Origin of the sequence: Pedobacter deserti (assembly GCF_024436415.1) — a bacterium.
GTDB lineage: Bacteria > Bacteroidota > Bacteroidia > Sphingobacteriales > Sphingobacteriaceae > Pedobacter > Pedobacter faecalis.
Genome location: NZ_JAFMZQ010000001.1, coordinates 1,060,515 through 1,086,150 on the forward strand (window position 1 = coordinate 1,060,515; position 25,636 = coordinate 1,086,150).

A 25,636-nucleotide genomic window follows, 5' to 3' on the forward strand; every position below is an offset into this window, starting at 1 on the left:
CAACAGGAATTCCAGGTATTGAAAAGTACATATTGTCAAGAAAAATGCATGTCTGGCAGGACTAACGATGCTGCTGATACAGACCTTTGTAAGCATGAACAGATCATTCAAACGCTTACTTGTCTTAAGTATCTGCAGTTGCTTTTTCAACGTAGTGTCTCCCTTATCAGGTTTTGGTCAGGCAGACGCAGGGAAATTTTTGTCGGCCCGGGACACCGCAGGCGTGCCAAAGGAAATTGAGGACCCGGAGGTTATCGGGATCAATAAGGAGCTGAGCCATGCTGCGTTGATGCCTTACGGATCGCTGAAGGAAGCGCTCAAGGGAAGACGGGAAGCTTCCACGTTTACCCGCAGTCTGAATGGCATATGGAAGTTCAACTGGGTAGACTGGCCCCAGAAGCGTCCGGTTCGTTTTTATGATCCGGCTTATGATGTTTCCCGCTGGAAAGACATCAGGGTACCCTCGAATTTCCAGGTTGAAGGATACGGTACCCCTAATTACAGCAATTTTACATATATCTTTAAAAAGGACTTCCCCCGGGTGATGAGCACGCCGCCGGAGAAGTATACCAACTTCCGGGAGCGAAACCCCGTAGGCAGCTACCGCCGCGACTTCCAACTGCCTTCTGACTGGGCCGGCCGTCGCACCTTCATTACTTTTGACGGTGTGGATGCCGGTTTCTTTCTCTGGGTAAATGGAAAGAAGGTCGGTTATAGCGTGAACAGCCGGAATGCCGCTGAGTTTGATCTGACGAAATATGTAAAACCCGGCAAGAACGTCCTGGCCGTGGAGGTCTACCGCTTCACCAGCGGGAGCTATCTGGAAAACCAGGACATGTGGCGTTTAAGCGGGATCTTCAGAGGTGTAAGGCTCTGGAGTGCACCCCAAATGCATATCAGGGATTATTTCGTTAAAACAGATCTAGACCAGCAGTACCGGGATGCGACCGTGAAGGTTAGCGCCAAAGTAAAAAACTACAGCAGCAAACGTATCAATGCCCGGGTGCTGAATGTCGCCCTGTACAACGGGAATGCCGCAGTAGCAGGTGCCAGGGCCAAAAAAGCCGTTCCAGCCTTGGGACCAGGTGAGGAGGTTAACGTTGAGCTGAGTTTCCCCGTGAAAAACCCTAAAAAATGGACCGCCGAAACCCCTAACCTGTATACCACAGTACTTACGCTGACCGATGGCAAGCGCACCGAGGAAACCTTGTCGTCGCGCACCGGCTTCCGGGAAATCGAAATCAAAGGACGCTTGTTCCTGGTCAACGGCGTACCGATAAAGCTGAAAGGCGTAAACCGGCATGAGAACTATCCCGATAACGGTCACGCCGTTACCGAAAAGCAGATGATCGAAGACATCATCCTGATCAAGCAGACCAACAGCAACCATGTGCGCACCAGCCATTACTCGGACGATCCGAGGTGGTATGAGCTCTGTGACGAATACGGCATTTATCTCGTTGCCGAAGCCAATGTAGAATGCCATGACGTGCAGAACCAATTTAACGAAGAGCCTACGATCAAAGCAGCCATCATCGACCGGAATGTGGCTAACGTAGAAAATTTCAAAAATCATCCATCCGTCCTGATCTGGTCGCTCGGCAACGAGAACGGTGAAGGCGGATCCAATTTCAGGGCTGCGCTGGCCGCCATTAAAGCGATTGACCCCGACCGTCCGACCCATTACGAGGGATTCGGGCTCGGCGCTAAAAACCCCGCAGATATAGACAGCCGGATGTATACGCAGATTGCCCCTATGGTAAAACATGCGCTGGATACTACACTTACTAAGCCTTTCTATCTATGCGAGTACGCCCATGCCATGTTTAATTCCATGGGGTCGGTTGACCTTTATAATGAGATGTTTGATAAGTATCCGCAGCTTCTTGGCGGCGCTATCTGGGAATGGCAGGATCAGGGCATATACAATAACCGTAACCCGGAGCATCCGATCACCGCATTTGGTGGGGGATTCGGAGAATTCCCGAACGACCGCTACTATATCCACAAAGGCGTTGTTTTCTCAGACCGCTCCCCGAAACCGCATTTTCCTGAGTTAAAACATGCTTACCAGTGGATCAGCATCCGCGCCAAAGATCTTCAGAAAGGCATCGTCAGCATCAAGAACCGGTACCAGTTTCTTAACCTGGATCATTTGAACGCGACCTGGGAGCTTACAGCTGACGGCATGCCTTTGTCGAAAGGCCAGCTCGACGTTGGTACGATAGCTCCAGGCACAGAAAAAGACGTTACGATACCCTTTGCATTTAACCCTAAGCCAGGCGTAGAATATTTTGTCAGAATCTCCTTTAGTCTGAACAAAGACCTGCCCTGGGCACCGAAAGGCTATGAAGTGGCCTGGCAGCAGTTGAAACTGGAGGGTATTTTGGCAGCACAGATTGAGCGTGCTCAGGGCGATAAGCTTACACTGACCGAGACCAAGGATCTCGTACAGGTGAGCGGCGACAAGTTCAGTCTTGATTTTGACAAAGTCAAAGGCACTTTCACCAAAATGATGCAGTCGGGCGAAAACCTGATCCGCGAGAACGGCGGTCCGGCCCTGCATTTATGGCGGGCGCCGCACCAGATAGACGATATGTGGGCCTATCCGGACTGGGAGCGGAACGGTTTGAAGAACCTGAGCTGGGTAACCAATGAAGTCAGCAGCACGCAGCTTGCATCTGGTACTGTGGAAATCAAGGTAAGTCTGACAGGAACGGGAAAACAGAATTTTACGGTCCAGCATAAAGTGACCTATACCATAAGCGGGGAGGGCGTGATCAAGTCTGTAAACGACGTCAGCTTTAGCGACCCCAAGCTGATCCTGGCAAGAATTGGTGTCCGCATGTTCCTGGACAAATCGCTGGACCGTTTCGATTTCTTTGGGAGAGGCCCGATGGAAAACTATGCAGACCGAAAAAGCGGGTTTGATGTCGGGAAATACAGCAGCAGCGTAATGCAGCAATTGACTCCTTATGAAAAGCCGATGGAATGCGGTAACCACGAAGATGTGCGCTGGGCGAAGCTAACGTCGCACAAAGGCAGCGGCATTGCCGTGAAGCGGGTTGACTCGCTCATGCAGGTTTCCGCGTTGCCCTACAGCGATGAAGAACTGGAGCCTGTGGAATACAAGATAGACCTTCCGCAGAGCAAGGGAACGGTATTATGCGTGAGTCACAAGACACTCGGGGTCGGCTCCTACGGATGCGGTCCGAGACCACTGGAGCCTTACCTGGTTTATGCCAAGCCAACCAGGTTCAGCTACCAGATTGAGTTGTTTTAGGCCTAGTCTCCGGACACCACGAAGGCTTGCAGTTCATGCATTTTTCCAGCTCTGAAGGTCCAGACATCGCAGTAGGCGTAGTTTGTTGTCTTGCCTTGTTTGTCCTTCAGGCTGATTTTGCCGATGGCAGTGAGCATATCTCCTTCAGCAACCATGTGTTCCACGTCAAACTGTGGCGGCTCGAGATATGTTTCCGCCATATACTGCCGGACCGCCTCTTTGCCTTGGAGCACCTGCTCACCAACGAAATCCCATTTGGTGTCGTCTGTGCAATAGCTTAAAAAAGCTTCATAGTCGCCCCGGGAAGCTGCGGCATTTGCTAATTCCAATGTATTTTTATGATCTGCTGTGCTATTCATATTACAGTACGCTCAATGATTGTATCAAAATAACAAATCAATGAGGGACAAGTTTTCACATCAGTAGACCTACTATAACTTTTCGATCTCCTGAATCGAAAGGCCGGTCGCTTCTGCAATGACATCCATGGGTATCTTCTGTGCCTTTAATGACCGAGCGCTTTCAAGTTTCGCCTCGTGTCTTCCCTTTGCGATACCTCTGGCTTCGCCGGTTTCTTCAGCCTGAGCGAGTACAGCGGCATTGTCCCATTTGCGTTTTAAGTCCTGATCGTACATTTTCTGTTCCTCCTTAGTTAGCTTAGCATATTCCACTACGTATATAGATATTGAATGACAAGTTTAGTTACCTTTAACGAAACAGACAAATAATAACCGGTTAAGTGCATACAATGACATATTCCGCGTGGATACCGCCAATGTTTCATGAAATTGCTTATTTCAGTTCAATCGAATGTGTGGTTTGCCTAATGAAAAGAATGGCATCGAAATCCTTTCCCGGACGGATAGGGAGGGTTTTTTGAGTTCCCCAATTCGAGTATATATTGGTGATCAAGCTTGTGCCGACATGGAAAGGGTCGGTTTTTTCATTAAATTTCAGGTAAAACCGGCCGGAGTTTGCTTTGGACATCAGGCCCGATAATGTATTTTCATTGGTTTGGAACTGATGTGACTCAAAATTTCTGTGCTGATCAAGCACGCTTACCGATCCCTGGTAAGTATCCAGTGCAAGCGCGAAATACCGGTCACCAAAATGCTTCTGTAAATGTCCGCCCATGGGTAGGTACTCGGCCGTCGTGTCCTTCATGATATGAACATTGTGCGCCCAGAGAATCACTTTCATATCGTTATCCTTGACTATATCTATCACATTTTTAGCCATAAAGCTATCTCGGGAGAAAGGGTCCGGCCAATACTCCCTTCTGTCAAACCCTGTTAGCGTTACTTGTTTTCCCGAATCCTGATGCTGGTTATAATCTCGGATATTTAAGAACAATTCATGAATTTCTTCGGTACGGTATAATCCCATTCCCAGCATAGCTTGCTTAAGATCGCCCCGGCCATTCTGAACAAATGTGTTTATGCTCCTCATTATGGAATCGGGAGCTTCAAACGCAACGGATCTGAACCCACATTGCTTAATAAGGTAGTTGATTATGCGGCGTTTAATTGCATAAAATTCGTGAGTTCCATGTGACCCCTCGCCGAGTCCGACGATAGTCTTGCCTTTCAGGTCCTTTTTTAAAAATGTTAAGTCAGATTCACCAAGTCGACCATCCGAATTTAAAACCTGAGCATTTTTATCGATCCATTTAAGGGTATCGACCTGGGCGATGGCATTGAAATTTATAAAAAGCAGGAGAATACCTGCGATAATGATTTTTGGCATCAGTTTGTGTTGATTTTTATGTATGGATGCGAGAAGCTGAATATTTCCATACGTTCGGCTGCCCGGGGGGACACTATCCCTTGGGTTTAATAAACTCCATAACGGTGAAGCCCCCAAAGTGTGCTTCAAAGAGAGGCATGGGGGAGGTTGCTGAGATAAATTAAGGTGCCGGATGTAACTTTTGGAACCTGATTATAACTTTTCGATCTCCTGAATTGAAAGACCTGTGCCTTCAGCAATCAAATCCAGCGCAATACCTTTTTTCTTGAATACCCTGGCCAGTTCTTCTGCTTTTTTTCGCATACCTCTGGCTTCGCCCCGAGCTTCGCCGGTTTCTTCAGCCTGAGCGAGTACAGCGGCATTGTCCCATTTGCGTTTTAAGTCCTGATCGTACATTTTCTGTTCCTCCTTAGTTAGCTTAGCGTATTCGGCCACCTTATAGAGCTTTTCAAAGATGGTTTTTCTCAAGTGGGGTGGGAGATGATCCATTTCCTCCAGGTGTTTGAGATTGAATAACCATTTGTCGAGCTCTCCGTTACATTCGGCTTCGGACTTTACAAAATGTTATACTTCCATTGACGCATTTCGCCTTTAGGTGCCTGTTCGCTGATCAGCCTCGAGGTATAATATATACTTCGTTTTTTAAAGTTAACCGGACTGCTGTGCTGCACTTCGATCAGGAATTTTTCGCCATTCTCGCCGGTGCAAAGCAGGTCGAAGAGTGTCTTAGCTTCCTCGGTGTTGTCGCCAAGGTATTCCGTTTTACTGTACATCAGGTCGACAATAGTTTTACGGCCATTGAAAATGGCATTTAGGAAACCCATGAGCAAATCCTTATTTGGCTCAGTACCGAAAATACGCTTGAATGCAAAGTCGACGAATGGGTTAATGTATTTGGTGTGCTTCTCCATGATTGTTTTCTTTAAATGCAAGTTTAATTGCTTTTCAAGAAATCATACAAATTATAACCGGTTAAGTTTAGTGCAATGACGTGTTAGTCTATCGACATCACGAAGGCTTTCAGTGTGTAGGGAGCACTGTGTTAAAGAGTGTTAATTAACGCGGAGATTTTCTTTTGTTCGCTACCTTTAATCTGTGGCTAACCAAGTGATACTTAAATTCATATAAATCATATTAAAAGTTCTCTAAACCGTTAAAAATGACCAGTATCTTAAAGACATCCGTACTAATCGTTTGTGTTTTTTTACAAATGAACGTGTTACAAGCACAGCAAACCTTCAAAATAAGAGGTAATGTCAACCGTATATCGGGTAGCAAGACGATCCAAATGGGGAGATTAAGTGCTCCGATACAAGAGGACGGATCTTTCGAACTGGCCGGTGAGGTAACGGAGCCGAAACTAGAAGCGTTACACCTCGACAGCTCAAGCTTAAGCTTGTTATGGCTGGAGCCAGGCGATTATCTTCTTAGCTGCCAGGAAGAAAAACCCCAAGGGCATACGTCCACTCAATTGAAGATCGTAGTGAAGAACGGTCCGCCTGATGCCAGTGTTTTTGGTCGCTTTAGTGAAGCGGTCGATAAAAACTTTCTCATCGACGCATCAATTAAGGGAGGTGAGGCCCAGCGGAAAATAGCAGAGGCCTACGCTGACAGTCTGTTTAAAAACTATCCCAACTCCAAATTCCTTCCCGCAGTTGTTCTCAGTTCCCGCAGTTTTGTTGGCTTGGACGCTACCAAAAAATATATCGCTCTCCTCAGCCCCGAAATGCAACAAAACGAACTTATTCAGAACGTACAAAATGATATCAAACGATCAGAGCGCCTGGCAATCGGTGCGACCTTTGATGACTTTGCACTTAAGACAACAGACGGCAAGGATTTTAAACTTTCCTCTTTAAAGAGCAAAAAGATTATTGTTTTGGATTTCTGGGCGAAATGGTGCGCACCATGCCGTGCCGGTCACCCTAAACTGGTTGAACTTTACAAAAAATATGCAGACAAAGGCCTGGAGATTGTGAGCGTATCTTTGGATAATAACACTGAAGACTGGCTTAGCGCCATTAAAGAAGATCAAATAGGGAGCTGGATCAATGTTTCTGACTTAAAAGCCTGGCAGACTGAGCCGGTAAAAAATAATTATATCAATTATATTCCATTTTCGCTTATGTTGGACGGGGATCGCAAGATATTGGGTGTTTATAACTTTAGTAAACCCACAGAAAAAGATATTCTAGACAATTTGTAAAACTCTATAAACGAAGAAGCCCCCCAAAGTGTGCTTCAAAGAGAGGCATGGGGGCGTTGTTGAAGGGGACGTTTCCGTAACGAAGCATATATTAAGCATTGATATTTCAGCGGTTGGAAACAATATTGCCCCGCGGAGGGTTTTAGAAATATCTGAAATTCGCCTATGACAGGACCATCCGAGAACGACACTGACCAAATGAAACAGCAACACCAGGAGTTTCTGTTGGCATTTTCTGATTCGTTACGCAGCTTGCCGGGCGAAGCGGAAATTGAAGAGACCGGCCTGCGGATGCTCGCTGAGTTCCTGAAACTGGACCGGGCTTATGTGTTCGTGTTGTATCCTGCTGATGACCGGGCTGTGGTACGGGCGGAATACCGAAATGAAAGCCTCGTATCTATACTGGGCGAAGTCCGGATGTCGGATTTTCCAGAAACCGTGCGACAGATCGAAGACCAAACCATTGTGTTCAATGATATCGACAGCGATGTCAGGCTTTCTGATCTAAACAGAAACTCCCTTCGCGCAGTGAATCTGCAGGCTTTTATCTGCGCGAGTGTCCGAAAAGGCGAAAAGAACGTACTATGGTCGATTGCCGCTGCAGTTAACACCCCGCGAACCTGGACCAACAACGAGGTTGCACTCGTTGAAACCGTGGCGGAAAGGATGTGGGCTGCTGCAGAAATCGTTGATAAGATTACCGAACGCAAGCGGCGCGAGGAACAGCAAGCCTTTTTACTGGAATATTCGGATATGTTGCGTACGTTATCCAGCGAGGTTTCTATTAAGGAGCAAACCGTTAAAATGCTTAGCGAATATCTCGGGCTTGACCGCTGCTGGATCAGCGAAGTGTTTGAGGAGAACGGACATTCGACGGTAGCGCCGCAATACCATCGGCCTGATCTGATGCCGATGCCGGAAGTTTTCCAGCTTACAGATTTCCCCGAAACCATGCGGCAACTGGCCACCGAGTCTATGTTTATTCCGGACGTGCGGGTTGACTCACGCTTTTCCGAAACTGAACAGGCATTATTGGCCGGTTTAGACCTGAGAGCGCTTTTAGTTGTGGCTTTACGCAGGGGACCGGAAAAAGTTGTATGGGCACTTGCTGCGGTAAATACTACTCCGCGGCACTGGCTGGAAAGCGAGCGTGAACTGCTGGGAGAAGTTGCCGAGCGGCTCTGGCAATCGGTGAAACGTGCCCGGACAGAAGCTGCTTTGCGGGAAAGCGAGGCACGTACGCGCAAGATCATTGATACCGGCGCAGTGTCGGTGCTGTTCTTTAATCAAACCGGAAAGGTGGTCGATGCCAATGAAACCTTCCGTCAGACCCTGGGCTGGACCAGGGAGGATATCGACGGAGGAGCACTCACCTGGCAAATGATGACCCCGCCCGAATGGCTGGAATCCTGTGCTTCGCTGGTGCAACAGCTCGAAAATACCGGGAGCATCCCGCCCTCTGAAAAAGAGTACCTGCATAAAGATGGCCGGCGGGTGTGGATGCTCATCGCCGCCCGCGACCTGGGCGACGGGACTATCGTGGAGTTTGCCATCGACATCAGTGCACGAAAACAGGCAGAGGCGGCGCTGCAGGAAACCGAACGGCAATACCGCTTACAGCTGGAGGCAGAAGTACAGGAAAGAACCCAGGAATTACAAGCCAGCCGTAAGCTGTTGCAGGCTACGCTGGACAGCAACCAGGAAATGATCCAGGTGTTTGAGGCGGTGCGTGATCAAAACGGGCAGATCATTGATTTCATCTGGATCTTGAATAACAATGCTGCAGCGGAGGTGTATGGTGATGTGATCGGGAAAAGTTTGTTAACCTACAATCCCGGTGTAAAAGACGAGGGCATTTTTGATGCTTTTGTGGAAGTGACCGAAACAGGTATACCAAAGCAGTATGAAAAACATTATGTGCATGAGCAATTCAACGGCTGGTTTCACCAATCGGTCGTAAAGCTGAATGACGGGGTTGCAACGAATACCGTAAACATCAGCTCCCGCAAGGAAGCAGAAAACGAGCGTTTCAGAACAGTGCGGGAGTCTGAGGCAAAAATCCGCAAGATGGAGGCAGAACAGCAGCTGGAAATTTTCAGGGTCTCGCTGAGTACGCTCGAGGAAGAAAGGTACAGGATCTCCGAGAGCCTGCACAACGGCATTGCCCAGATTTTGTACGGGATCAAGATCAATTTGACGGCCTTCCGTCCGGATATGCTGCCCGAGGATTTTAAAGAAAACAAAGCTTACCTAAGCAAACTGCTTACAGAAGCCATTGTTGAGACGCGGCGGATCTCCCACGAACTGATGCCGACCACATTGGAACAGTTTGGGCTAAAAAGCGCCATAGATGACATCTGTTTCCAATTAAGCGGTGACACCACTTTCCATTGCCAGGTTACAGGCGTTTGTCCGCGCATGGCCAAATACCTGGAACTTGCCATCTACCGTACCACGCAGGAGCTGATGACAAACGTTGTGAAACATGCCAGGGCAACAGTGTGCGATGTCAGCATTCATATAGACCGCAAGCAAGTTACGATCGTTGTAAGAGACAATGGCCAGGGAATGACCGACACCAAAACAAACAAACCAGGTATTGGTCTGGCTTCGATACGAAGTAAGATAAAACTGCTGAACGGAGAAGTCAGGGTGGATTCGACACCAGGCACCGGTACGACCGTAGAAATAATTATCCCACAACCCGCTCAAAAAAAAATTTAAAATAAATCTACTACCAAGGGCGGTCTGAACTGTAGTGTAGGTATAAGGGGAGAAAATTAATATTCCCTGAACACTATGGATACAAAGAAAGCACAGGAACTGATCAATAGATTTCGCCAGGGGAGGCTGAGCCCCGAGGATGAGGCGATGCTTGATGGCTGGTACCTGAGCCTTCCGGAAGAGGAGCGCAGCAGCATTAGTGATGAGCAATTGCAGGCGCGGAAAGAAGCGATCCTGATGCGTTTGAATGAAAGTTATCTGCATTCAAATAAAGAACCTCGTATAACCCGATTGTGGCCGCGCATTGCAGTATCGGCAGCTGCGGTAGCGGCCATAATATTCGGGTTGTGGTTTTTTAATTACAGAAATACAAGCAAGACCAGCAATAACACCGAGCATAATTATGCCTCGGACATCAAACCCGGAACCTTTGGCGCAACGATTACCCTGGCGAATGGGAAGACGATTGCACTAAGCGAGGCCAAAGAAGGTGTGGTGATTGGAGAGGATATCGAATATAGCGATGGCGCGAAGATCGTACAAAACGAGACCGCTTCGTTGACCGCCAGTACAGCCCCCGGACAAACATACCAGATAACCTTACCGGATGGAACGAAGGTATGGCTTAACGCTGCTTCGAAAATCGAATTTCCCGGCTCCTTCGATGGGTTAGTCGCGCGGGAAGTTCGATTAAGTGGCGAAGCCTACTTTGAAGTTTTTAGGAACAAAAAGCAACCCTTTGTAGTAAACGTCAAAAAATTGGATGATAGAATAGCTCAAAGGGTAGAGGTATTGGGTACCCATTTCAATATTAACGGCTATGCCGATGAAGTGAATATAAAGACCACCCTTCTCGAAGGTAGTGTACGTGTAACGGCGGCCACGACCGCAACCCTGAAACCCGGCCAGCAGGCCATGCTAACCCCAAACCAAAACCTGCGCGTAGCGGAGGTGAATACCGAGGAGGCGGTAGCCTGGAAGAACGGAAGCTTTGCCTACAACAATACCCCGCTGGAGGAAGTGATGCGGCAGATAGCCAGGTGGTATAATGTAAGCGTAAGCTATGAAAAAGAAAGCCTGAAGAAGGTACCGATAGGAGGTGCTGTATCCAGAAACGACAATGTGAGCCGTATGCTCAAAACCCTGGAAAACACCGGCGCTGTGCGCTTTGAAATTAAAGGAAAAACCATACTTGTTAAAGAATAAGCCAGATAAAGTTAAACAACAAATACAGAATCAAACCATAAACAGAATATAAACCAAACTAACCAAAAGAACATGAAAAGACATTTACGACAGCGAAGTTAGCAGAAGCAGAAAGGGGTATTAGGAACAAGAAGCCGAATGGTGCGGGAACACCACCCGGCGGGCGGGCCTAAGCAAACCCAAAAACAATTGTGCGAACCATTTATCGATTAAACTTAAACCCAAAGTAAAAGTATGAAAAAAACTGCTTTTAACTTGCGGCTGTCACAAGCATGGCTGCCGCCCAAAATATTACTCATTATGAAACTCATTATCATCATAATGACCGCCTGCCTGATGCAGGTAAGCGCCGCCGGATTTGCCCAGAAAATCACCTACAGCAAAAAAGGCGCAACGCTAGAACAGATCTTCAGCGAGATCAGGAAACAAACTGGCTATTACGTGGTATACGCCGAAAACAAAGTAAACAAAGAAGCCAGACTCGACGTCAACTTCAGGAACACCGAACTAAACAAAGTCCTCGACGTCATCAGCAACAGCCAGAACCTGGAATACAGCCTCGACGACAAAAACATCAGCCTCAAACCCAAAGAAGAATCCGTCATAGACCGGATCATCGCCCGATTTCAAGCGATTGACGTTCGAGGTAAAGTGGTGGACTCTCTAGGCAACGGCCTCCCCGGAGCAACCGTAAGCATCAAGAACGGGAAAGGCTCTACATCTACCGCAGCCAACGGAGACTTCTACATGAAAAACGTAGAAGAAGGCGCCATACTGGTAATCTCCTATCTAGGCTATATTACGAAAGAACAGTCAGCAAGTAAGGAGTTTAACTATGTAATCCTACAACAAAGCACATCGCAACTCGACGAAGTTCTGGTACAAACATATGGCACAACAACAAGAAGACTTAGCACAGGAAACGTAGCAATGATAACCTCCAAGGAGATTTCCCAGCAAAATATTAATAATCCTCTTTTAGCTTTACAAGGGAGGGTTGCAGGCGTGGAGGTAATAACGTCAAATGGACTGCCAGGGGCGCCGGTGAATATTAAAATCCGAGGGGAGTATTCTCTTAGAGATGAAGGTGGTGGCAATGAACCATTGATCGTTATTGATGGAGTTCCGCAGGCAAATAATATTGCAGGGCTCGGATCAATTGCTGGAGGCGGCAGTGGAACTGATGCTGGGAAAATGTCAGCCTTTAGTTTTGTCAATCCAAATGAAATTGAAAGTATATCCGTATTAAAAGATGCTGATGCCACATCTATTTATGGCTCGAGAGGGAGTAAAGGTGTAATTCTGATCAACACAAAAAAGGGAAAGGCAGGGGAGACGTCGGTTGATGTCATCTTGAATACCGGCTGGCAAGATGTCGCTAAGAAGCTTAACCTATTGAATACCGAGCAATATATTGAGATGAGAAGGGAAGGATTAAAAAATGCTAATAGGATATCTCGTTTGGATGATCCTTCAGTCTATGCTGGAGTGTATCCCGATTTGTTGGTCTGGGATCAGAAACAATATACTGACTGGCAAAAGGTTTTGATAGGAAATACAGCAACGTATACTGATATACAGGGTAATGTGTCAGGCGGGACCAATAATATGCAATATAGGTTAGGCGGTACATATCATAATGAAGCCTATGTATTCCCGGGAGAAAGTTACGACCAAAAAGGCACTGCAAATTTAAGTGTGATGGGAGCATCAACAAATCAAAAATTTAGGTCGATGTTTAGTGCGAGCTATACGTTCAATAAAAACAGCTTATTGCAAGAAGATCTTACTCGCTATGCTATGTCTTTGTCGCCCAATGCTCCTAATCTGTATCTGACCAATGGAGATTTAAACTGGGGGGCTAATACCTATTCTCCCGGAGGAGAGGGCACCTGGTTGAATCCATTTTCGTTATTAGAGCGGCCCAATTCTCAAAAAGTTAATAATTTGATCAGCAACGCCGCTCTGAGTTATGAAATTATTCCCGGATTATTCATAAAGACCGCGATGGGCTATAATAAACTAGCCGGAAGGTCATTTATTATTGTAAATAACTTAGCTTCAACTGATCCTGCAGTTGCAAGTAGTTACGGCTCCTTTTTGCGCATGGCCAGTTTTATGGATAGTAGTAGCGAGAGCTGGAGCGTAGAACCACAATTAACATACAATAAGAAGATTAGGATAGGTTTGTTTGAAGCTTTGTTAGGAGGATCCCTACAAAGCCAAAAAGCATCCACTGACCAAATTCAGGGATATGGTTTCAATAGTGACGCTGTCATGCAAAGTTTAAGTCAAGCTACCGGATACCAATTAATAGGTAATACTTTATCTGAATACAAATACAATGCGGTATTTGCCCGTCTAAATTACAACTTAAACGATAAATACCTCGTCAATGTAAGCGCAAGAAGGGACGGAAGCAGCAGGTTTGGTCCTGGTCGGCAGTTTGGAAATTTTTGGTCCGTAGGATCAGCATGGATATTTACCCAAGAAAATTTAGTTAAATATCTCGCTCCTTTCCTAAGCTTTGGTAAGATGAAATTTAGCTATGGTACATCTGGAAATGATGGTATAGGAGATTACCAATTTTTTGAATTATATACTCCTGTGGTTGGTATTGAAAGCTATAGAGGGATTAAACTGTTAAGCTCATCAGGGCTTTCAAATTCTAATTTCGGCTGGGAAAATGTGAAAAAAATGGAATTCGGGATAGATCTGAGTTTTTTTGCTGATCGACTAAACCTTTCAGGTTCGTATTTCAGGAACCGCTCTTCTAATTTATTGGGAACATATTCATTACCTGATATGGCAGGGCCAGGAAGTTTGCGAGTAAATCAACCAGCATTGATTCAAACAATGGGCTGGGAGTTTTTAATCAATTCTTCTAATGTTACAAAAACTAACTTTTCATGGGAGTCCTCGTTGAATATCGGTTTTCTTAGGAATAAAAGACTTGCAGATTTTGAAGGTGGCAGGACAGATGTTGGTGTAGGCAAACCTTTTTACGGATTTACTTCTGCTGTTGTGTTTAATGGGGTAGATCCTGTTACAGGGCAATATCAATTTTTGGGAAAGGATGGTAGTCCAACTTTTTTACCAGAAGATGCTGCCAGAAAGGAAATACGAATTCAACCACTATTTTCTGGTGGATTCAATAATGCATTTATCTATAAAAACTTTTCTTTGAATGTTTTCCTTCAGTTCGTTAAACAACATGGGAAAAATTACTTGTTTCAATTCCAGCAACCACCAGGATTGGCTTTCAATCAACCAATAGAAGTGATGGACCGTTGGAGGACTTCAGGTGATAAAAATCGCTTTCAGCGTTTTTTTGCCGGAGGAACAAGTCCAGTTTCCGCAATTAGTGTAACTAATGCATATAACGCAGTTAGAGATCAAAGTGACATTAGCTGGGTGGATGCTTCATTCGTTCGTCTGAAGACAGTTTCTCTATCATACAATCTGACTAGATTTGCAAAACAAGAATTGCATTTAAAGAACCTAAGGTTTTTTGCCCAAGCACAAAATCTTTATACCTGGACGAATTACAAGGGAACTGATCCTGAAACGCAGAATCCATATATATTGCCGCCACTTAGAACCATAACTGCGGGCATCCAGCTTACTTTATAATAACGATCATGAAAACTAAATCTCATAAAACTTTATTAGCAATTCTGATGATCTGCGTTGGCATATTGTTAGATACAGGATGTAAAAAGCTAGTGGAAGTAGAACTTCCAATTGATAAAACGACTGCAGAAGCAGTGTTTAGTAATAGTGGTGGAGCATCGGCTGCCCTTTCTAATATCTACTATCAAATAAGAAGTAAAATAGCAACGGGGACAAGTAGTCCGTCGGTTATAAATGGGCTTACAGCAGATGAATTTTTCCTTCATAATGAGGATAATTTATATTTGCAGGCTCTGTTTTCCAATTCTTTGTCTTCTAACCTAAGTGGACTTAATTATTGGAGCAGTTGCTATGATCTGATCTTTCGTGTCAACGCTGTAATAGAGGGGGTGCAAAGCTCACATGGAATACCCGATATTTCAAAAAATGAATTAATTGGGCAAGCTAAATTTCTTCGGGCGTTTATCTATTTTTATCTTGCTAATCTTTATGGTGATGTTCCCCTAGTTATTTCAACTGATTATAAAATTAATATGGTACTTCCCAGAAGTTCTATTAATGATGTATATGATCAAATTATAAGAGATTTAACAGAAGCGCAAAACTTGGTAAGTGCTGATTACCTGAAGCCGGATCTCATTACTGTTACAAATGAGCGCGTCACAGCGAATAAAGCAGTAGTTACATCGCTTTTAGCGAGGGTATACTTGTACAATAAACAATGGGAGAAAGCGGAAATTGAGGCAACTAAAGTTATTGAGAATTCTAACTATTCGATTTTGGATTTACCTAATGAAGTATTTTTAATGAATAGTAAAGAGGCTATTTGGCAAATTGAAGGTGATATTTCAATCGGTGATAATTCAGGAGATGGTGCCTTCTTTATACCTCCCTCTTCCAGTGTCATGCCAACCGTTATTTTGAGCGATAATTTGATGAGCATATTAACTATCGGTGATAAAAGACGAATAAATTGGCTGAATGGTGTTTCAATTGGGTCTGAGATCTTTTACTATCCATTTAAATATAAGCAAGGAGTTACCGATGTTGGTAGCGTAACTACTGAGTATACAATGATATTTCGGTTAGCAGAGCAATATTTAATTAGGTCGGAGGCCAGGGCTCATCTAAATAATCTTACCGAAGCGATTGGCGATTTGAATGTGATCAGGAAACGTGCTGGTGTTCCGCTGTACAGTTCTCTTAATCAAGAAGAACTTTTACTTTCGATCGAAAAGGAAAGGCAACTGGAGCTATTTTCTGAATGGGGCCACCGTTGGTTTGACCTGAAACGAACTGGCAGGGCAGATGAGGTACTTTCACTGATAAAAGGTAATAACTGGCAATCAACGGATAAATTACTACCAATACCAGCAAATGAATTGTTAAACAATCCGAGTTTGAGAGGACACCAAAATCCAGGATATACCGAACAGTAACATTTGTTAAATATTTAGGCCTGAATGCAGAAGTGTAAAGCTATCGGCTGGGGAATGCTGTGCCTCTACATTCAGGCTTCTTAAACTCAATTATTCATAAACAAACACCAACATGAAATCTGTATTTAATTTTTTATTAGTATTCCTGATATCGATATCCTTGAAAGCGCAACAGCTAAATAATGGTGCAAATTACCGGATGAAACAAATTGCCATCCAAACCAGATGGGCGAAAGAGGCCGGGCCAAATAACGTGTTAAAAGAATATCCAAGGCCACAGCTGGAAAGAAAAGGCTGGATTAGCTTGAACGGTTTGTGGAATTACGCAATCACTGGTGCAAAAGTAGATAAGATTCTGCAATATGATGGGAAGATACTAGTTCCTTTTCCATTGGAATCCGCTCTATCAGGAGTAAAAAGACCCTTACAACCCGATCAGGCGCTTTGGTACCATAGAGCTTTTAACAGGCCTGTTCTAAAAGCAGGAGAAAAGCTACTGCTCAATTTTGGGGCGGTGAGCTGGGAAGCCTTTGTATATGTCAACGGCAAAATGGCTGGGAAACATACAGGAGCTTATACTTCTTTTTCACTAGATATTACCGGTTTGCTTAAAGCCGGGAAGAATGACATAGAGGTTAAGGTATGGAATCCTTTGGAAAAAGGGATCGGGCCTAGAGGTAAGCAGACCTTAGAGCCCAATTCAATGTGGTATACCGCTAGCAGTGGTATTTGGCAGACAGTGTGGTTGGAGAAAGTTCCCGAGCATTATATTAAGTCGATTAAGGTGACGCCAGATGTCGATAAGGGTCTATTGAATCTTGTTGTAAATGCCTCTTCCGTCATTCCGGCGAAGACCGGAATCTCCGTCAAGGTTCCCGGATGTAGCGAATGCAGGATTCTGAAACAAGTTCAGGATGACGACCATACTAATATTACATTGAAAGTACCAAATGCCAAATTGTGGAGTCCTGATGATCCGTTTCTGTATGATCTGGAGGTAACGCTCGGTAAGGATAAGGTAAAAAGTTATTTCGGGATGCGGAAGGTGGAGATTAAGAAGGACGAGAAGGGAATTGACCGGATTTTCTTAAATAACAAGTACACTTATAACCTCGCTGTACTGGATCAAGGCTTTTGGCCGGATGGTTTGTATACCGCACCAACCGATGAGGCACTGAAATTTGATATTGAAGCTGCAAACGCAATGGGCTTCAATACCATTCGTAAGCACATTAAGGTAGAACCGGCCAGGTGGTATTACCATGCAGATAAATTGGGTGTGCTCGTTTGGCAGGATTTCGTCCAGCCGGGTGTAAAGTTTGGCAAACCAGTTAGCGAAGAGTCCAAAAAAGAATTTGAAAAAGAGAGTGCTGAAATGATGACACAGCTTCATCATTTCCCATCTATAACGACATGGGTGTTGTTTAATGAAGGCTGGGGTGTCTATGACCAGGAACGCCTAACACAGTGGGTAAAAGAAACCGATCCGACCAGATTAGTGAATGGCCACTCAGGGTCGGCTATAGTTAATGGAAAGCTGGAAAAAAGACATATAGCAGAGGTAACCAATAAATCAATTAATAGTGATATGACCGACGTACATTCTTACCCGCCCCCTGCAATTCCTAACTACATTCCGGGAAAAGCAATGGTGCTTGGAGAATTTGGGGGAATTGGCGTTTCGGTAGAAGGACACCTTTGGGATGATCTGCAAAGCGTATACAGCTATGGGAAAATGGTTAGCTGTGGCGAAATGAGAAGAATTTATTCTACGATGACAGATTCCTTGATCAAGCTTGAAAAAATTGGGCTAAGTGCTTCTATATATACTCAACCCTATGATGTGGAAGGAGAGCAAAACGGACTAATGACCTACGACCGGGAAAAAACAAAAATACCCTTTGAAGTGATGCGGGCAATAAATGGCAAACTTTGGCCAGTTGTATCCAGCAAAAAAAACCTACGAATCGGGCCTGCGGATACATCCGATATTGATTTTGATAAGCAGATTGCTCTTTATCAACAAGGGAAAAGAGATTCTGTATTTCTCAGAAGCCTGACGCTTCTGGCATCAGCAAAAAGGAATGCGGATTGGACCAGGTCTTTATCAGAGGCCTATTTTACGCAAATCAAAAATCCATTTTCAGAGAATAATCTTAAGTTTTTGAAGCGTTTTACACGAAATACAACAGACATCGGCTTTTCTATTTTCCTTAATAATGTCGACAGGGTAAACAAGGTTCTTGGTGAATATGCAGCTGAAGATTGTATCGCAGCAGCGATCGAGAAATCAGAAATTGCCCCAAATACGAAAGACGGAAATCCGAATTGGAAGGAAATTGAGGAAAGAGTAACCTCGAAATACGGAGAAATAGGAACGAGCATTGTTTGGTTATCAAAAGTTGTCTTTAGCGTGAATAATAAACAGTGGCAGCTATTTGAATCTTCCCTTGTTCCATGGTATTCGAGATTTGGCGTTCAAAGGAGCCGGACGAACACCGGACTTATAAATAGTTTGGCGTGGAAAGCTTTTGAGCAAATTGAAGATAGCAAAATATTAAACGCAGTCTCGGAGATGACAGCGAATGCTTTGGAATATAGTCCGGACGATGATTTGTTAATAGATACACACGCAAATATTTTGCATAAGCTAGGGCGAACGAAGGAAGCTATCGCTTGGGAGCAAAAGGCAATAGCTTTAGATCCTGGGAAAGAGGAATATCAACAAGTCCTTAAGAAATTAAAAGCTGGTACAGCGACCTGGACAAAACCATAATTATATGAATTATTGAAGCTATGAAAATATCACCTTTCATATTACTCTGCCTGGTGTTAGTTGTCACTAGTGCTTTTGGACAAAAAAAAATTGTTGACGTTGCTGCCTGTAACAAGTGGGAACAATTAGAGGAGTTAAACGGTAAAAGTGGTCTATTAAGTGCCAATGGCAATTACATTTTATTCAAAGAAAAATCTGAGACACAAGGAGCTACGACAATATTAAAAAACATTCAATCTGGTAGCGAAAGAAAGTTTCAAAGTACTGGAAATGATTTGCTATTTAACAACGACAAAATGTTTGCGTTTCAATTCGGTAAAGATTCGCTGGCCATCTTTGATACTGAACGGGGTGTGTATCATTATATTAACGCGGTAAATCGTTGCTTTGTTATTCCGTCTAGCAACGGTAATCGGCTTGCATATTTGACTGAAACAAGTGGCAAGAAATCTCTTACAATATGTGATCTCGATGGAAAGCAAATTAAAGAGATATCTTATGTAGATGATTATTGGCTGCATAAAGGTGGAAAGGGGATGTTGATAAAGGGGAAAAATGGCTTAATCTATCTTGATCTAAGTACATACCATCATACTGTTTTATCCAAAGATGCGAATATCGACGCCGCTGATTTCAGTGAAAGCGGAAATGAGATTGCTTATATTTTGAACACAGAAACTGGTCGCGAATTAAGGTGTGCAAATATTTATACCGGAGAAAACATCACGTTGTTGGATGAATCTTCAGATTTTCTAAAAAGCAGGTGGGAGCTTGAACCGTATCGAATATCTTTTGACAATGGGCATGGGAATGTTTTCTTTAAAATTGCTAAGCGGGTTATTAATCTTGACGATCAATCGGAGTCAGTCATTACCAAAGACGTGAATGTTTGGTCAAATAGAGACTTCTATGTACAGCAAAATCAATTAGCTAATTTGAAAAAGCATAACGCATATACCGCAATGATTAACGTTAGAACTGGAAAAACGATTCAATTGGAATCTGATTCTATGAACATTGTATCTGTACGGGAACAAAGTGAATACTTATTGCTTACCAATGTGGTAAATGAAAACGAATTTTATTGGAATACAGAGAAAATGAGTCTGTATCTCTTTTCGACTACTACTGGAGAACGAAAGTTAGTTAAGAAGGCAGGTTTTCCTGGATTCGCAGTTATTGGGATTTCTCCTGATGACAAATTTTTAGTATGGTTTGATGGTCAGGACGGAAATTACTATAGCTATAATTTTGAAAACCAAAAAATCATCAATATTTCTAGATTCAAGGACAACTCTTTAAGATTAATAGATCAACGCGCAGAGTCGGCAGGTTATATATCTCATGGATATCCTCAAAACGGACAGTATTGGGTGGCGAACAATGCCTCACTAATTGTTCATTCTAAAAATGACATATGGCAACTGGATCCGTTAGGAGTTCGAAAACCAATTAATCTGACCAATGCTTATGGTCACCGACATGATATCCGTTTTAAAATAATAGACCAGGAAAATGCACCGTTTCAAATAAATGATAAGGAATATTTGGTGTCGGCATTTAACAATCGGTCCAAACAGAACGGCTTTTGGAAAATCAGTGTCGGAAAGTCAGTAGAGCCCGTGAAACTAGTTATGTCTGATGACGCATATTTTTTTGCTCCTCTTGCGCCAATCATTACAGCAAATGCAGCTGAAAATCCCGAGTGTTTCAAGCCGATAAAAGCCTTTAAGAAAAATCTATTTGTGTTAAGAAAGATGAATTCGGCTAATCCTGCTAATTTGTATAGTACCTTAGATTTTAAAAACTTTAAACAGCTTTCGGGCATCAAGGCAAGTGATGAATATGTAAAAGTTTATTCCAAACTGATTACCTACACACTACCGGATGGCAGGCAAGTGGAGGGTATACTGCATTTGCCTGATGATCTGGATATGAAAAAGAAGTATCCAGTTATTTTTAATTATTACGAGCGCAGAAGTGAACTACTCAATGTAAATAGGACACCTCAACTTTCAGGACATAACATCAACATTCCCTGGTATGTTAGCAGAGGTTATCTGGTTTTTGAGCCTGATTTTTACTATAAGAGAGGAGAGACATCTAAAAGTGTGATTAATTGTGCCGAAGCTGCCATCTTTGAATTAGCCAAATTACCTTATGTTGACACCTCGAGAATGGGTGCGCAAGGCCAAAGCTTTGGCGGCTATGAATCAAATGTGTTGGCAATCCAGACTAAATTCTTTAAAGCAGTTTGTGCTATGGCAGGTCCCTCCAATATAATTAGTGAGTATGGAAGTATTCGGCCAAGCGGTTTTAGCAATCAATCATCTTCAGATAGAGGACAAAGGAATTTGGGCGTGTTCCCATGGGAGCAACCAGAAGTATTTATTGAAAACTCTCCAGTTTTTCATATTGACAAGTCGAACACACCCTTGTTATTAGTACACAACAAAAGAGATGGTGCCATATTGTTTTCACAGGCTATGGAACTATTTTTGGGATTGAGAAGAATCAACAAGAAAATCTGGATGTTGGAGTACGACGGAGAAGGCCACACAATCGAAAAAGATGAAAACAAACTAGACTTCACCATCCGCATGCAGCAATTCTTCGACCATTACCTCAAAGGCGCACCGGCCCCACGTTGGATGACACGAGGGATTCCGGCAGCGATGAAAGGAATTGACAGCGGCCTTGAATACGATACAGAAATCAAAACACCGGGTGAAGGTATCGCCCGACCAGTACCGCCAGAAAAAATCTTTTAATACCTAATAATTTAGCAAACAAACATCATGAAAAAATTAATGAAAGTGATCGCACCGCTATTGCTGGTGCTTGTGGTAAATAGTGCTTATACAATGATAGCCGCTGACTTTAACGGCACCTGGAAACTGGATGCTGGCACCGACCTGAGCAGCGTTTCTCGAAGTAATGAGATGCCGGCTGCGATAAGTCTAATAATGACGGATTCCACAGTAAGTTTTGAACGGATCTTTAACAGTATGCCCGATCCTTCAAAGCAGGTCCTCAAGCTGAATGGTGCTGAATTGGTGTCGGCAAAAGGAGGGAGTGAAACGAAACGCACGTTGACCTTGTCGGCCGACAAAATGCTGCTGACTGTAAAATCAAAAACCCATACGGTTCCGGAAGAGGGTGAGCCTTTCGATTACTCAAGAACGGAAACCTATGAACTTGAAAAGGACGGAAAGAGCCTGACGCTTACGAGAGTGTTGTTGATGCCCGACAGGACAGAAACGGCAAAGGCTGTTTATAACAAAAAACCAATGAATTAAAATATGTCCCTTAATGAAAAACTAAAACTCAAATCACGATCAATATTTGCATCATTAACTTATTAACGTAAAAAACAACAATGATGAGCACGATTGATTATCGTAATGCGAGCTTCAAAGATTTTGAAGATATAGAAGGATGCGGGCCTTACGAAAAGGCCAAAGAATTTGAAAAGTATATTGATGATTGGGATAGCCGGGGGCACTGGAACTACAGGCAGGAATCTTTAAATGGCTGCGCACCCGAGGTTGAGCTAAGCCTGCCTGGCAGTTCTGGTAGAACGTACGTGGCCATGGTATTTAACGATTACCTGGGCTTCGCGCAGCACCCTGCTCTTAAGCAGGCGGCTATTGATGGGATTGTTCGGTACGGCGTTGGCGCTGCGGCCAGCCCGGCCATCGGTGGGCATATGACTTACCACCGGCTTATTGAAGAGAAGATCGCTGCGTTTTTTAAACGAGAGGCAGCTTTGTTGTTTACCACAGGATATACGGCTAATGTGTCTACGATGCACGCGGTAATGAAGAAATCGGACCTGGTACTTGCGGACATGAGTGTTCATGCGAGCATGTATGATGGGTTTTCAGGCACGAATGTTCGGCGGTTCTTGCATAACAATATGGAGCATTTGCGAAAGCTGCTGAAGGAAGCGATTGGTAAATTCAGAACAATAATGGTAGTGGTTGATGGCGTGTACAGCCAGCCTGCAGACCTGGCGCCGCTGGCTGAGATTGTGGCGCTGTGCAAGGAGTTCGGTGCCTTGTTGGCTATGGATGACGCCCATGGTGTGGGCGTGGTTGGGGATACTGGGCGCGGTGTTTTAGAATTACATAATGCTTATGAAGATGTTGACCTGATCACCGGTACTTTCAGTAAGACGTTTGCGCATTTGGGAGGTTACGTGGTAGGTAGTAAGGCGATGATTAACTATCTGAAGTTTCATGCGAGGCAGCACATCTTCTCGGTGTCTGGTACTCCGGCTTCTGCTTGTATCCTGAAAGCTATTGATCTGATAGACGAAGAGCCACACTGGAGGAAAAGGCTTTGGCGGAATATTGATTATTTGAAAAAAGGTTTGCATGAGCTTGGCTTGAATACCGGGAATTCTGCTTCGGCGATTGTGCCGGTATTGACTGGCAATGCTGGTGTGAATGCCGAAGTGTGCAGGCTGTTGATGGAGGCGGGAGTTTATGCGAACCAAGTGGGCTACCCTGCGGTAGCGAAAAAGGATGCGCGGATACGCATGAGCGTGATGGCTACGCATACGCAGGAGCATTTAGATCACGTGCTGAATGCCTGGGAATGGGTAAAGGTGAAAGCGAATATTAAGAATTTTGAATAGAGTTATTTTTTATAGTTACTGTGACAAGAAAAAAATTAAACAAAGTGAGAGATAAAGATAAGACAAAGGCTTTGCTGCTTGAAGCAGCATCCAGAATAGTGAAAGAAAAAGGGTTTGAAGCGTTGAATGCGAGTGCGATAGGTCGTGAAGCTGGCAGAGCGCCTACGGCAGTGAACCAGGCTTTTGGTTCTTTGAGGGCATTGATGCAGGCTTATGTGGAGGGTAAAGATCATTGGCGGTTGTTGTTTGAGGGGGTAATTGAGGGTTTGGACGTCGATGGTTTGGATGCGGTGGTGTTGAAGGATTTGTTTGTGCGGTTGATGCAGGATAATTTGAAAGTGTTTTGGGAGGATCTCGAGATGCAGGTGTTGATTGCGAGACAAATGACGGTGAAGGACAAATTGATGCGGGCAGTGTCTGATAAGAGAGAGTTGGAGGCGCGTCGGCTGTTGGCTTTGACAGACAAGTATTTCGCCGGTACAGATGTAAGTTTTAAGTCGGTACTTGCTGTTGTGTTGTATGGGTGCTATGGTTTGGTGCTTCACGCGCAGAATAACGGAAGTACTGTAAGTGGTATAGATATCAACAATGATCGGGAGTTAGAAGTATTGAATAAGACTATAGCGCAGATTTTGGGCTGGGCATGGGAGGCTGCTTCGGGCTCGGGAGTGCGGGGTAGCGGTGAAGTTGATGGCTTCGTTGTGGCTGGGTCTGGGGATGAGGTGTTAAATCCTGATGCAGTTGTGCCGGCCCCGGAGGTCGAGTCGCAGTTCCCGCTGTATTGGGATATGTGGAGCCGGATTAACTATAGCTTACGCGGTGCTGGTGTTTCTCCAGAACTGGTTAACCTGGCGGGTATTCCGTTTCGGAAGTTTAAAGTGAATTCGGATGTTAAGTGGTGTGATTATCATTATTTGATTGTGTACAGTGAGGCGTTGGTTCGGCTGGTTGAGGAGGGATTTGGTGAGGAGGCAGTTGATGTAGATGAGTTGTTGAGGCTGTATCTGGTGGGCTTGGGTTTTAATAGCGTACGCTTTGCGGCTTATTATGTGGAGTATATGGAGGGTTTGATTGCTGAGTTGGACGCTGCTGATCGCGCTAGGGTGCTGCGGGAGCAGTGGGAGTTGATTGCTCGTGCGGAATTGGTGACGGAGCTGCGGTATAATAGATACCGGCCTGCGGTGGATGCTTCGCTGCTGGAGTGGATTGATGAAAAGTTGGCGCTCTTGGCTGAGGGGACTGGTGCTGAGTAGCGTGTCAGGCTGATTTCTGCTGGTTCGTCTTTTTGGGAGCGGAACCTTTCTAAGAAAATTTCATGGAAAATAACGAGGAGGTGCTGGACCAGCTGCATGCGCTGGCTATTGACCAGCGGAAGGTGCTGAAGAGTCAGCGGCAGCTTGTGGAATTGCATGGTTCGCTGCGCGAGGAACTGAGGCTAGATGTGGAGGCGCTCCGGGCTTGGCAACGGGAGGTTTCGGATTGTTTGGCCCGGCTGGGCACGGGGCAGTTGAAGCTGGTAGCTGCCCTGGATGCTTCGGCGGCGGAGCAGGAGGAGATCTGGCTGACCAGGGAGGCGGTGATCGAAATGCTTTGTATTGGGGTGAGGACTTTTTATAGGAGGAGGAAGACCGATGGCTGGGTGGTGAGGAAGAGTGGACGGCAGGAGTATTATCTGAAGAGTTCGGTGTTGAGATGAGGGGGGGCTGTCTTCTTGCCAAAATACAAGAAAGATTCGGAAAATGACAGACTTTTCAATTTCGAAAGCGACGAATGCTTAAATAAAATGCGTGCATGTCTGAACCGCATAAGCAAGCGTGTAATCGCCCTTTGAAATGCATCAAGACATTTTGATTAGCTGCATGACGTTGAGATTTTCCCTGCTCCTATGTGGTCAATCATGTCGGCTACATCAATAAGCCTGCTGAACATTCCCCTCAATATTGGATGTGTCCGTTGGTTAGACCCGAGAAGTGCTCTTTAT

Annotated in this window: 17 protein-coding genes; 12 read left to right on the plus strand and 5 right to left on the minus strand. The window is 44.7% G+C overall.

Annotation, left to right across the window (positions count from 1 at the left end; translation table 11 throughout):
- The first annotated feature begins 94 nt into the window (after positions 1 to 94).
- The gene (locus J3P40_RS04905; RefSeq protein ID WP_256003456.1) at positions 95 to 3,283 is read left to right on the plus strand and encodes a glycoside hydrolase family 2 TIM barrel-domain containing protein; all 3,189 of its coding nucleotides are present in this window, start codon (positions 95 to 97) and stop codon (positions 3,281 to 3,283) included.
- Between the two features lie 2 nt (positions 3,284 to 3,285).
- On the opposite strand, the gene J3P40_RS04910 is transcribed toward J3P40_RS04905, so the two are convergent.
- The 5 genes from J3P40_RS04910 to J3P40_RS04930 form a co-directional block, all read right to left on the minus strand.
- Positions 3,286 to 3,642 (minus strand): nuclear transport factor 2 family protein, encoded by a 357-nt coding sequence (locus J3P40_RS04910; RefSeq protein ID WP_256003458.1) that lies wholly within the window; start codon positions 3,640 to 3,642, stop codon positions 3,286 to 3,288.
- 72 nt (positions 3,643 to 3,714) lie between these two features.
- Positions 3,715 to 3,954: a hypothetical protein gene (locus tag J3P40_RS04915; RefSeq protein ID WP_256003460.1), complete on the minus strand. Its 240-nt coding sequence runs from the start codon at positions 3,952 to 3,954 to the stop codon at positions 3,715 to 3,717.
- Positions 3,955 to 4,075: 121 nt separating this feature from the next.
- Positions 4,076 to 5,029, minus strand: coding sequence for an erythromycin esterase family protein (locus J3P40_RS04920; protein ID WP_256003462.1), 954 nt, complete (start codon positions 5,027 to 5,029; stop codon positions 4,076 to 4,078).
- A 192-nt stretch (positions 5,030 to 5,221) separates the two neighbouring features.
- The gene (locus tag J3P40_RS04925; protein WP_256007053.1) at positions 5,222 to 5,527 is read right to left on the minus strand and encodes a hypothetical protein; all 306 of its coding nucleotides are present in this window, start codon (positions 5,525 to 5,527) and stop codon (positions 5,222 to 5,224) included.
- 56 nt (positions 5,528 to 5,583) lie between these two features.
- Positions 5,584 to 5,940: a PD-(D/E)XK nuclease family transposase gene (locus tag J3P40_RS04930; RefSeq protein ID WP_256003464.1), complete on the minus strand. Its 357-nt coding sequence runs from the start codon at positions 5,938 to 5,940 to the stop codon at positions 5,584 to 5,586.
- 299 nt (positions 5,941 to 6,239) lie between these two features.
- Between J3P40_RS04930 and J3P40_RS04935 the strand changes: the two genes are divergently transcribed.
- The 11 genes from J3P40_RS04935 (at position 6,240) to J3P40_RS04985 (ending at position 25,351) form a co-directional block, all read left to right on the plus strand.
- Positions 6,240 to 7,235: a TlpA family protein disulfide reductase gene (locus J3P40_RS04935; protein WP_256003466.1), complete on the plus strand. Its 996-nt coding sequence runs from the start codon at positions 6,240 to 6,242 to the stop codon at positions 7,233 to 7,235.
- Between the two features lie 198 nt (positions 7,236 to 7,433).
- Complete coding sequence (locus J3P40_RS04940) at positions 7,434 to 9,959, plus strand: GAF domain-containing protein (RefSeq protein ID WP_256003467.1); 2,526 nt, start codon at positions 7,434 to 7,436, stop codon at positions 9,957 to 9,959.
- Positions 9,960 to 10,034: 75 nt separating this feature from the next.
- A complete protein-coding gene (locus J3P40_RS04945) occupies positions 10,035 to 11,165 on the plus strand; it encodes a FecR family protein (RefSeq protein WP_256003468.1) in 1,131 nt (376 codons plus the stop codon).
- Between the two features lie 234 nt (positions 11,166 to 11,399).
- Positions 11,400 to 14,798, plus strand: a complete 3,399-nt coding sequence (locus J3P40_RS04950) for a SusC/RagA family TonB-linked outer membrane protein (RefSeq protein ID WP_256003469.1) — start codon at positions 11,400 to 11,402, stop codon at positions 14,796 to 14,798.
- Between the two features lie 8 nt (positions 14,799 to 14,806).
- Positions 14,807 to 16,237 carry a RagB/SusD family nutrient uptake outer membrane protein gene (locus J3P40_RS04955; protein ID WP_256003470.1) on the plus strand — a complete coding sequence of 477 codons (1,431 nt, stop codon included), beginning with the start codon at positions 14,807 to 14,809 and terminating at the stop codon, positions 16,235 to 16,237.
- Between the two features lie 112 nt (positions 16,238 to 16,349).
- The gene (locus J3P40_RS04960; RefSeq protein WP_256003472.1) at positions 16,350 to 19,013 is read left to right on the plus strand and encodes a sugar-binding domain-containing protein; all 2,664 of its coding nucleotides are present in this window, start codon (positions 16,350 to 16,352) and stop codon (positions 19,011 to 19,013) included.
- 20 nt (positions 19,014 to 19,033) lie between these two features.
- The gene (locus J3P40_RS04965) at positions 19,034 to 21,784 is read left to right on the plus strand and encodes an alpha/beta hydrolase family protein (protein ID WP_256003474.1); all 2,751 of its coding nucleotides are present in this window, start codon (positions 19,034 to 19,036) and stop codon (positions 21,782 to 21,784) included.
- Positions 21,785 to 21,811: 27 nt separating this feature from the next.
- Positions 21,812 to 22,312 (plus strand): hypothetical protein, encoded by a 501-nt coding sequence (locus J3P40_RS04970; RefSeq protein WP_256003477.1) that lies wholly within the window; start codon positions 21,812 to 21,814, stop codon positions 22,310 to 22,312.
- Positions 22,313 to 22,392: 80 nt separating this feature from the next.
- The gene (locus tag J3P40_RS04975) at positions 22,393 to 23,655 is read left to right on the plus strand and encodes an aminotransferase class I/II-fold pyridoxal phosphate-dependent enzyme (protein ID WP_256003480.1); all 1,263 of its coding nucleotides are present in this window, start codon (positions 22,393 to 22,395) and stop codon (positions 23,653 to 23,655) included.
- A 44-nt stretch (positions 23,656 to 23,699) separates the two neighbouring features.
- Positions 23,700 to 24,908 (plus strand): TetR/AcrR family transcriptional regulator, encoded by a 1,209-nt coding sequence (locus tag J3P40_RS04980; RefSeq protein WP_256003482.1) that lies wholly within the window; start codon positions 23,700 to 23,702, stop codon positions 24,906 to 24,908.
- A 62-nt stretch (positions 24,909 to 24,970) separates the two neighbouring features.
- A complete protein-coding gene (locus tag J3P40_RS04985) occupies positions 24,971 to 25,351 on the plus strand; it encodes a hypothetical protein (protein ID WP_256003483.1) in 381 nt (126 codons plus the stop codon).
- Positions 25,352 to 25,636 lie beyond the last annotated feature (285 nt).

Coding starts and splice junctions, on each gene's coding strand:
- J3P40_RS04905 (WP_256003456.1), top strand. CDS start 95: ATGAACAGATCATTCAAACGCTTACTTGTCTTAAGTATCTGCAGTTGC.
- J3P40_RS04910 (WP_256003458.1), bottom strand. CDS start 3,642: ATGAATAGCACAGCAGATCATAAAAATACATTGGAATTAGCAAATGCC.
- J3P40_RS04920 (WP_256003462.1), bottom strand. CDS start 5,029: ATGCCAAAAATCATTATCGCAGGTATTCTCCTGCTTTTTATAAATTTC.
- J3P40_RS04930 (WP_256003464.1), bottom strand. CDS start 5,940: ATGGAGAAGCACACCAAATACATTAACCCATTCGTCGACTTTGCATTC.
- J3P40_RS04935 (WP_256003466.1), top strand. CDS start 6,240: ATGAACGTGTTACAAGCACAGCAAACCTTCAAAATAAGAGGTAATGTC.
- J3P40_RS04940 (WP_256003467.1), top strand. CDS start 7,434: ATGAAACAGCAACACCAGGAGTTTCTGTTGGCATTTTCTGATTCGTTA.
- J3P40_RS04945 (WP_256003468.1), top strand. CDS start 10,035: ATGGATACAAAGAAAGCACAGGAACTGATCAATAGATTTCGCCAGGGG.
- J3P40_RS04950 (WP_256003469.1), top strand. CDS start 11,400: ATGAAAAAAACTGCTTTTAACTTGCGGCTGTCACAAGCATGGCTGCCG.
- J3P40_RS04955 (WP_256003470.1), top strand. CDS start 14,807: ATGAAAACTAAATCTCATAAAACTTTATTAGCAATTCTGATGATCTGC.
- J3P40_RS04960 (WP_256003472.1), top strand. CDS start 16,350: ATGAAATCTGTATTTAATTTTTTATTAGTATTCCTGATATCGATATCC.
- J3P40_RS04965 (WP_256003474.1), top strand. CDS start 19,034: ATGAAAATATCACCTTTCATATTACTCTGCCTGGTGTTAGTTGTCACT.
- J3P40_RS04970 (WP_256003477.1), top strand. CDS start 21,812: ATGAAAAAATTAATGAAAGTGATCGCACCGCTATTGCTGGTGCTTGTG.
- J3P40_RS04975 (WP_256003480.1), top strand. CDS start 22,393: ATGATGAGCACGATTGATTATCGTAATGCGAGCTTCAAAGATTTTGAA.
- J3P40_RS04985 (WP_256003483.1), top strand. CDS start 24,971: ATGGAAAATAACGAGGAGGTGCTGGACCAGCTGCATGCGCTGGCTATT.